The organism is Microcystis sp. M049S2 (assembly GCF_020245625.1).
GTDB classification, from domain to species: Bacteria; Cyanobacteriota; Cyanobacteriia; order Cyanobacteriales; family Microcystaceae; genus Microcystis; species Microcystis ichthyoblabe_A.
This window is the reverse complement of record NZ_JADBUN010000144.1, coordinates 1-9,548: the sequence shown is the minus strand read 5'-3', so window position 1 is coordinate 9,548 and position 9,548 is coordinate 1. Positions and strand designations below refer to the sequence as shown.

The 9,548-nt window shown below is 46.0% G+C and carries 8 protein-coding genes; 4 read left to right on the top strand and 4 right to left on the bottom strand.

What is annotated here, in order from left to right:
- Positions 1-355: 355 nt before the first annotated feature.
- Positions 356-1,492: a 7,8-didemethyl-8-hydroxy-5-deazariboflavin synthase subunit CofH gene (gene cofH / locus IM496_RS12385; protein ID WP_194018405.1), complete on the bottom strand. Its 1,137-nt coding sequence runs from the start codon at positions 1,490-1,492 to the stop codon at positions 356-358.
- Positions 1,493-1,629: 137 nt separating this feature from the next.
- Positions 1,630-2,316: a photosystem II biogenesis protein Psp29 gene (gene psb29 / locus IM496_RS12380; protein ID WP_194018406.1), complete on the bottom strand. Its 687-nt coding sequence runs from the start codon at positions 2,314-2,316 to the stop codon at positions 1,630-1,632.
- 341 nt (positions 2,317-2,657) lie between these two features.
- Here psb29 and smpB point away from each other — a divergent pair, with 341 nt between their 5' ends.
- Both smpB and IM496_RS12370 read left to right on the top strand, forming a co-directional pair.
- Positions 2,658-3,122 (top strand): SsrA-binding protein SmpB, encoded by a 465-nt coding sequence (gene smpB, locus IM496_RS12375; protein ID WP_045358804.1) that lies wholly within the window; start codon positions 2,658-2,660, stop codon positions 3,120-3,122.
- A gap of 118 nt (positions 3,123-3,240) precedes the next feature.
- Entirely contained in the window at positions 3,241-3,789 is a 549-nt protein-coding gene (locus tag IM496_RS12370; protein WP_271949548.1) for a DUF2808 domain-containing protein, read from the top strand.
- A gap of 159 nt (positions 3,790-3,948) precedes the next feature.
- Here the strand turns inward: IM496_RS12370 and IM496_RS12365 are convergent, their stop codons facing one another.
- Both IM496_RS12365 and IM496_RS12360 read right to left on the bottom strand, forming a co-directional pair.
- Complete coding sequence (locus tag IM496_RS12365) at positions 3,949-4,266, bottom strand: KGG domain-containing protein (RefSeq protein ID WP_104396717.1); 318 nt, start codon at positions 4,264-4,266, stop codon at positions 3,949-3,951.
- Between the two features lie 458 nt (positions 4,267-4,724).
- On the bottom strand, positions 4,725-6,968 hold the full coding sequence (locus tag IM496_RS12360) for an IMS domain-containing protein (RefSeq protein WP_287662066.1): 2,244 nt from the start codon (positions 6,966-6,968) through the stop codon (positions 4,725-4,727).
- A gap of 247 nt (positions 6,969-7,215) precedes the next feature.
- Here IM496_RS12360 and pdhA point away from each other — a divergent pair, with 247 nt between their 5' ends.
- Both pdhA and IM496_RS12350 read left to right on the top strand, forming a co-directional pair.
- Positions 7,216-8,250, top strand: coding sequence for a pyruvate dehydrogenase (acetyl-transferring) E1 component subunit alpha (gene pdhA / locus IM496_RS12355; RefSeq protein WP_002749403.1), 1,035 nt, complete (start codon positions 7,216-7,218; stop codon positions 8,248-8,250).
- Positions 8,251-8,438: 188 nt separating this feature from the next.
- Positions 8,439-9,221 carry a hypothetical protein gene (locus IM496_RS12350; protein ID WP_287662065.1) on the top strand — a complete coding sequence of 261 codons (783 nt, stop codon included), beginning with the start codon at positions 8,439-8,441 and terminating at the stop codon, positions 9,219-9,221.
- Positions 9,222-9,548: the final 327 nt, after the last annotated feature.

The window sequence follows — 9,548 nt, the reverse complement described above, 5'->3', positions numbered from 1 at the left end:
TGCATTATTCACCAACTGGCAAAAACCTGATTGTGAGGACATCTCAAAAAACAGACTGTTTTTCAGCCAGATCGCTAGATGAACTTCTTGCCAAGGCTTTCGAGGATTTTCCAAAGTCTTCATGAATAATGCAGGTTAGGGTCTGCTGAAAAAGTAGGGGCGAAGCATTCGGATAGGAAATCTACGGTTTCAGCGATAGGTTATTGCCCGAATGCTTCGCCCCTACAGGACGCGATCGCCGATAAAGAGGCAAGGTTTTGAAGCACGATTCTCTCAAAACCTTGCACCCGTTTCGCAAGAAAAGCCACAAAACCCTTACCTTGCCTATATTTCACATTTATTCAGCCAACCCTAGTTAATAGATTGTATCCCGTTGACGGGCGGGGCGATCGAGGGATTTAATCGCCGTTGCTAATTCCTCGACGGTCAAACAAGTACCGCCCACGGCCCCGGCCATAGTGGTAATATGTTCTTCCATAAGAGTACCACCAAGATCGTTGCAACCCCAGTTTAAGGCTTCTGTTGCCCCCTGTAAGCCCAATTTTACCCAACTGGGTTGATGATTTTTAATGCTATTGCCCAAATAAATCCGCGCCACTGCTGTTAATTTTAATGTATCGGCTAAAATTGGTTGATCCCGTCCGACTCGATTTCTCAGGGGTTTGGGGGCCGATTGTCCCACAAAAGGCAATAAAATAAATTCGGTGATTTTAGCTGGATAATTATTTTCTAGGGCGATTTCTTGCTGTTTTCTAATTTTTTCAAGGTGCTGCACCTGTTGGCTAGGGGTTTCAATATGACCGCAGAGCATGGTACTGGTGGTATATAACCCCAAGCGATGAGCAATACCGACTATTTCTAACCAAGTGGCGGCATCGATTTTTTCCGGACAAATTACCCGTCTTACCTCATCGACTAACACCTCGGCAGCCGTCCCCGGCAGAGAATTCACTCCTGCTTCTTGCAGGGAAGCGATAACTTTTTCGTAACTTAAACCGTCTTCTCTAGCGATAAATTGGACTTCTTGGGGCGAAAAAGCGTGTAAATGAAGGTTGGGAAAGGCTTGTTTCAGGTTTTTAACAATTTCTAGGTAATAGTCTAAGGAATTGCCCTTAATCTTGGCTTTTGGGTTTAATCCTCCCTGCATACAAATTTCTGTGGCCCCACGACGGACAGCATCGGCCGCTTTAGCGATAATTTCCTCTAAATTAAGCCAGAAGGCCCCCTCTTCGTTTTCATCGCGTCTGAATGCACAAAAACTGCAATGCTGCTCACAAATGTTACTAAAATTAATGTTGCGGTTGATAACGTAGGTGACGGTATCTCCCGCCTGTTGACGACGCAAAAAGTCGGCCGTTTCCCGAATCCGGGCAATTAAACGGTTATCGGTAGTTTCTAGCAAGATAATCGCTTCTTTTGCCGATAAATTTGCCCCTGACCGCGCTTTTGCCAAAATATCGGTTACGGGTGCGGTGATGGAGGAGTTAGTCACGGGAAATAAATATTGAGGGTTGCCGATCCTAATTGTAGAACGAGGTCAGAAGGAACAGTAAAGAAAGAGAGCCAATTTAATCCTTTTTCTGTTCCCTATTCCCTTGTCTGCACGCGGTAATTTCCGGTTGAGAGCCTTTATTGCGGGGTGGTTTGTTTTTCCTGTTCTTTTTGTTGACGTTTTTTCTTTTCTGCTTCTAGAGCATCTTCGATAACCTTGAGCAGCTGATCCATTTTATCAAGATTACCGCGATAAACATCGAGGTCTTTTTGCAGTTTCTCGCCGGAGAGATGGAGAATTTCTGAGAACTTTTGCAAAATTGGTTCGCGTTTTTCTTTTTCCTTGATCATGTCCGGTTGTGCTTCGGCTAAAATAGTATAAAGACCGATGGCAAACAGGCGACTATACTTAAACTTAGGCGCGTTGATCACCGAAACTAAACTATCAGACAACTGATTGTTACCACCTAGGGCAGGGTTTTGCAGTTGGGAAAGCAAGGAATCAATATTAGTTTCTTTGGCAATAGCGATCAGATTTTCGGCATCACGACGATAGACTTCGGGATTACCGTTAACCGCTTGGCACAAAGCATTAAAAATATTCGGTTTATCCTCCCCCGGACGATAGCCTTCCATGAACTTCTCGAAAGAAGTAACCACACCAAGGGCATAAATTGGATCATAATGGAAATCTACATTAACGGAGAGCAGGTGCATCTCAACTAATAATTCCTCAACCACGCGCCGATACACCGAATTGATGGGGCGGGTGTGGCGAGTATAAAAATCACGCTTACTATCGGAAACAGTACGAATTTTGTCCACAGAACCAAACTTCATAAAAATTTAACACTGCTCTCATTTTCTCCCTTCTCGTTCCCCCTGACAAGGCCGGTGATCACCAAAGAGCGGCAAGCAGTCAGTCCAGAGAGAGCAAAAGAGCGAGTAAGATGGGGAAATGGGGGAATGGGGAAATGGGGGAATGGGGGAATGGGGAATTTCAACTAAAACCCCAACACCCCCCGCAACGGCTCGACTGAGCGTCGCCGAAGGTCGCACAGGCAGTGACCACCCCAACACCCTAAAACCCTAACACCCTAAAACCCTGACCCCCAAAACCCTAAAACCCCAACACCCAAAAGCTTTTTCACTTTTCACTTGACTATATGGCCAATCAAGACGACAAAATCAAAATTATCAGTGATAACCGGCAAGCACGCCATCTCTACGAGATTTTAGAGACTTTTGAAGCGGGGGTGCAGTTGCTGGGGACCGAGGTTAAATCTGTGCGCGCTGGTAAGGTAAACCTGCGGGATGGTTACGTTTTAGTCCGCAATGGTGAAGCGGTGTTAATTAATGTTCATATTTCCGCCTACGAACAGAGTAGCGAATATTTTAATCACGATCCGCGCCGGACGAGAAAATTGTTGATGCACAAAAAGGAAATCAGCAAACTCATCGGTCAAGTGGAACAGAAAGGCTTAACTCTTGTGCCTTTGAAGATGTATTTTAAAGGTAGTTGGGTAAAAATCAGCATTGGCCTCGGTAGAGGCAAGAAATTACACGATAAACGCGAAGATTTGAAACGTCGTCAGGATCAACGGGATATGGCACGAGCGATGAAGCGTTAACCAAGACACTTATCGGACTGGCAAAGGTCTAGGTAAGAAACGATCGAGTTTTGTTAGAGTTGAACTGTATTCGGCCCCTTGCGGCTATCACCGTCCCCCTCACCTTGGGTTAAAATTTATGTTAAAACTCTTGACAAAAATAATTAAATATGCTAGGACACCCGCTTTGATTGCTCTATCCTTAGGGGTGGGTGCGGGAATTATTTTACCAAAAATAACTTTAGCCAATGGCAACCCCGGCTTAACAATTTTTAGTGGAGTCGATCGCAAGGATATATTAGATTATTTTTTGCAATTTGGCGGTCGTCCCAAGCAAATGGATCGTTATAAATTCTACATTCCGCCGAAAAAACTCTCCCAAGGGGCTTCAGCTTTTTTTATTTCCTATCCTGATTATTTTAACGGCCAGTTTGACACCAATAAAATCGAGGTACGCATCAACGGCAAATCTTTACCTTTAAAGGAAGTGGTTTGGGATAAGGATAGTCGCGTTATTCAAATTGTCCCCGAACAAGCGATCGATCCCACCAGCAAAGTTGAAATCGTCATGTCTAATGTCAGAAATCCCGAATTAGGCACTTATTACTTTACCTGTGATGTGACTGCCTCTGGCAATATTCCCGTCCGTCTCTACGTCGGTACTTGGATTGTCAGTATCGAACCTTAAAGTATTTATTGGGAATAGGGAAATGGGAATAGGGAAATAGGGAAATAGGGAAATGGGGTAATTCAACTAAAACCCTAAAACCCTAAAACCCCAACACCCTAACACCCTAACACCCCAAAACCCTAACACCCTTTCAGTCTGAGAAAAAGTCAAGAAAAGTCAACTATTTGCCTCCGAGTTGCTGAAATCTGAGGAATTTTCGCCTATAGACTCGTTGACTGGGGAATTTTCGCCGGAGTTTAAGTTTTTGCGACTGCCTTTGTGGGAATTCTTGCCTCCTTCCCGTCCAATAGCTGCCATGTGGGCGCGATCTCGGCTAACCGCTTCACCACCCTTTCGTCCCGCTTCGCGAGCTTCTTCGGAGGTAAATTCGTGGGCTGTGCCTTTTTGATGAGCAGCTTTACCACCTTTACTAGCGATTTCCTTTTGTTTAGCTTGATCCATAGAGGCAAAACCGCGTTTACTCTTACCTGTCATAATATCCCTCCTGTGTGAATGCTGATTTTGAAAGTTCTTAAAGACTTATACGAGATTTTTAAAACATCAAAATCATGGTCTTGTGGGTGGGCAAAACATTGAGATTGCCCAGCTCTTTTCCTCTAAGAACTATGGGTTCCTACCTACGATTATAACTCATTAGCTTGACTTCTATGGAACCAATTACAGCAATCAAAGGGCGTATTTTATGTTAAAAAATATTAAGCAAATCGAGTATTTATCAGTCTAAAGATATAGAAGTTATCTTAATGGTGAGATACAAAGTTGGTCTTTTGGGGCAGTCGGTCTTCAGTTATCAGTTATCAGTTTTTTTCTCCCTGCTCCCCTGCTCCCCCACTTGCCACTTGCCACTTGCCACTGAAAAAGCTGCCATGCAGTCTTAATTGAAGGTGCGGGCAGCTTAAAACCTAGTTTTTTGGGGATTTAATCGGGAAAAATCAGGGTAAGACTTGGGTTTTTTCGATCAACCATTTATCTCCTTGCCGTACCAAATCATAGCGCACCTTCAAGGACTCATTATAGGAACGCTCGACAATTTCCTTGCCATTATGGAAATACATGGCCTTTTCGTTCACTATCGCTTCTACTGTCGCTAAATTAGGATTTTTGGCATTATTAGTGACCGATCGCACATCCACCTGATGATCGTAGCGCCAATAGTTATTTCCCTGTAAAGCCGCCGCCCGTTTTTGCCAAATTTCCAAAGCTGAACCCGTTAAAACCTCTTTCAATGGCTCTTTTTGGTGTTCACTGCCAAAAGCGGCCGATTTTGCCCCTAACCAAGCTTGAATCGTCTCCTTGGCCGTTTCCTTGTCTAAGGGAGTCCTTTCCATCACCTCGGCGTTAGCCGAAGGAATTTCTAGTATGGGAGTATTTAAAGAAATCGGTAACTGTTCTCCTTGCAAGGCTGCCAAAGGAGATTGACTATCGACAATTGCCTTTACCCCCAAGGACAAAACCGCAAGCGTTCCCACTAATCCTACCCCCAATATTGCCACTCGATCGAGTCGTAGTTTTCTGCGGGCCGGTCGTCTCCGTTTCGGTGTGACTGCGGAGGTTTTTACCGTTTCTGGGGCCGCTTGCTGGGAGTTACCCGCTGCTGGAGGACGGGAGCGACTAGGACGACGACGGGGAGGATTAAGTGCCGGTTGACGATCAGCTGCCTTCACCACCACATTGCCCTGAGTATAGGGGGTGAAAGTTTCCTGCTGAGGGGTGGCTCTCAGAGCAGGTACAGCAGCGCTTGTCCGCTCACCGTTAACTCTAGCTAAAGACGGTTTTTGGGTACGAGAGTGGGAAGAATAAGCAGATTCCCTCATCGGTGTCGCTCCTGGCACTGGGTTTAAATGGGTGGGGGGGGTGTGGGTTTTGAGAACAGTTACTTCCGATTCTAAAGGTTCGCCAACCTTTTCCTGAACCGACACGGGAACTTTTTCGTCAGGAAAACCTGACAATTCTTCTAAATAATTTTGTACCTCTTCCTCGGCAAAATACTCTTTGAGTGAGGCTTTCTGATCGACTAAATCCCTAAAATGACAGAAAACTTCTGTTTGTAACCAACGCTCACCGTAACGACATAACCCAGGTAAGAGATCGGGAGATTGCCCAGATTGTTCCTTAATATAATTTAATATTTCTTGCTCTTGACTTGTTTCTAAAATTGTGCTTGCTTGTTCGGTTTGACCGAGCAGCAGGGCGCAGATCGATCGCTCGATGGAGACATCCTGATGTTTTTGTAATTGCTGCAGGCGATCGCTGGCTGCGACAATAGCGGCGGGTTGTTTTTGGGCGAAACCGCGGGCAATCAAGGCATAGACCAGCAGATAATTACCCACCGCCGAGGGGCGTTGTGCCTCTTTTACCCAGATTTTCTCCTGTTCGGCCTGAGTTAAATAAACCCGTAACTGTTGAATAAAGCGTAAAAAATTATCCACCCCCAACCCAGAGCGATCATCGCCTTGGCCATCAATGCCCCCGCGAGCTTCTAACATCTCTTCCAAGAGATTTAAGCCGCGCTGACGGGCAAGACTAGGTTTTTTTTCTTGGGATAACAATTCCAGTATCCGGTAGGGACGCAGGCGATCGCAATCATGGCGAATCTCGCTGGCCACTTGCGGGAACATTTGTTCTTGTTCCAACCAAGTCAGGGCTTTGGTTGCGGTGCTGGCCGCCTGTTCATAATTTTTATCCTGCCAATATTCCCGACTTAATTCCCCGTAGGCCAAAGCCAAGGTTAAGATCATGTCTGGGCGAGTAGTTGGCTCCAAATCCAGATAAGTTTCGGCCAAACGAATCACTAACTCGTATTCTCCCAACTCTTGCAGGATGAGCAAAGCTCCCACCAGATCGGCGGGGGCAATGGTAATCTGGGGAGTGGCATATTCTGAGGAAGCAGCGGCCACCTCCCCACCCTGAGAATCGAGGTTTTCGGCGCTGCTTTCTGGGTTGAGAAGCAGGGGATTGGGGTCGAAAAATTGGGCATCGTAATCACGACGGCGATCTGGCTCACTTAACACTTGGTAAGCTTCATCTAACAAGTGCTGACGGGCGATGATCGCTGTTTGACTGTATTCTTGACGTGGCAATTGCCGTCCCCGATCGGCGTGGGCCAAATCAATTTGCTCGGCACTCACCTGAAAAGGGATTCCCAATATCCTGTAGTAGTCGAGAGGAATTCGCACGGTTAGCTGTACCTCAACTCTGGAGAGTCCTTAGTGAATTAAATGATGTAAGTGAGAGCGGAGCGAGTAAAATAACAAGATACCATCTTATCCTAGCCAATCTCTGACTGACTAAGATTAGATTTGAGAGAGAAAATACCAAGAACCTCTTGGTTTAAGACCAAAAAATTCACTGCCAGAATTCTCGAAAAATCTACCGCTTCCTCTCCCCCTGCCTTTTTGTTGTCTAAATGATACTACAGACCCTATGATTTCCGAACGTACTTTACCAACCTTTAATCCTGCTTCCATCATTATTACCAAAGCTGAAGGTCTTCGCCTATACGAGGATATGGTTTTGGGGCGGATGTTTGAAGATAAATGCGCCGAAATGTATTATCGGGGCAAAATGTTCGGTTTTGTCCATCTCTACAACGGTCAGGAAGCGATATCTAGCGGTATTGTTAAAGCCTTGCGTCAGGGAGAAGATTACGTTTCTAGCACCTATCGCGATCACGTCCACGCCCTCAGTGCCGGAGTTCCCGCTAAGGAGGTAATGGCGGAGTTATTCGGCAAAGCTACTGGTTGTAGTAAAGGACGGGGCGGCTCCATGCATATGTTTTCCGCCGAACATAAGCTTTTAGGGGGTTACGCTTTTGTGGCCGAGGGGATTCCCGTCGCTACCGGAGCGGCTTTTCAGAGTAAATACCGTCGCGAAGCCATGGGTGATGCCAGTGCCGATCAGGTAACGGTTTGTTTTTTTGGGGATGGGGCGAGCAATAATGGCCAGTTTTTTGAGTGTCTGAATATGGCCGCCCTCTGGAAGTTGCCGATTATCTATGTGGTGGAAAATAATAAGTGGGCGATCGGGATGGCCCACGATCGAGCCACTTCTCAACCGGAAATCTATAAAAAAGCCAGTGTTTTTAGTATGGTCGGTGTGGAAGTGGACGGTATGGATGTGGTCGCCGTTCATGCCGCCGCCAGAGAGGCTGTAGCCCGCGCCCGCGCCGGTGAGGGACCGACTTTGATTGAGGCCTTAACCTATCGTTTCCGGGGTCACTCTCTGGCAGATCCCGACGAGTTACGCAGTGCTGACGAGAAACAATTCTGGGGCGAAAGAGATCCGATCACTCGCTTTGCCGCCTACCTCTACGAGCGAGATCTGGCCACGAGAGAAGAATTAAAAGAAATCGAGGAGAAAATTCAAGCTGAAATCGAGGCAGCGGTTAAATTTGCCGAATCTAGCCCCGAACCCGATCCTAGTGAACTAACTCGCTTTATTTTTGCCGAAGACGAGTAATTTCAGTGATTAGTTACCAGTTATTCAGTTACCAGTTATTCGGTGATCAGTGATCACTGATTACTTAAGGTATTCTATGAGGGGGAGCAGAAAAATCCCGCCTTGAAGATGGTTGTTGTTGAAAAAATCCGTAAAAAATAGTTGCGCTCTTGTATAATTCGCTAAAATCCAGAGAAATAGCTTTTGCCATGGCGACTACAGAAGCATTGAACCCCAGTCAGTTCGCATTCTTAACCAACCTCACCGCTGATCGTTCAAGTTCACCCAACCCACAAGAAGAAATGGACAAAGTTATCATTCTCGTTAATGCCGAAGCTCAAGCCAGTGGTCAGATGTCTCGGCTATCGCCCGTTACCGAAAAGATGGTGATTGCCTTAAAAAATGCGGTTCCTAAATCCTTGGCGGTGGAGGTAACGGGGACGGCTTCTTTGTGGTCAAAAATGGAGTCGGGTAAAACCAGCCAAAATAATTTAATCTGGTGTCCCTTAACAATTCAATTGCCCAATTGGGTGAATTTTCCGGGTAAAAAAGTTTATCAAGCTTGTCGAGATATCGAGGAAAGACGCGCTTGGGTTGCCCATACCCTGCACTATAAAACCAGTCAGGGAGATTCTTCTTTTGGGGATCTTTGGTTGCCGATCACGGTGACATCTAAGGGTTTAGAATACGGTGAAGTAATCGGGGAGGGTATGATCCCTAATGCCTACAGTCAGCCGATTAGTCTAGAAAGAGAGAGTCTTAAGTCTTTATATCGGCTGGCAGCGCAATTACTGGATAATTTACAGGCTCCTGCTTCCGTTTATTTGCTACAGTTTCGTCTGGCTCATCGAGAAGTGGTTTTTGATCGTCTCTGGCCTTTTCCTGCCGCACCGGCGATCGCTTCTCTGCGCGGTCAACAGACGGATCTCTATGCATCCTACTGGAATTGTTTACGTCGGCAAGCAATGGTCGATCATTCCTTGGCAATTTAATCCAGTAGCAGAGAAAAACTGTCTAACTTTGGCCACAATAGCGATCGATCCCTAAACTATCTAAAATTAAATCCCTGACGATGTTAGCGATCGCAATCAGCACAGGTCGGTCGCTGGCACGTTGATTATTGCTGCTTCCCAAGAAATCAGCCTCCCTTTCATGGCTGCAGTTTAAATGCAATGCAGCTTAGCCTGCATTATTCACCAACTGGCAAAAACCTGATTGTGAGGACATCTCAAAAAACAGACTGTTTTTCAGCCAGATCGCTAGATGAACTTCTTGCCAAGGCTTTCGAGGATTTTCCAAAGTCTTCATGAATAATGCAG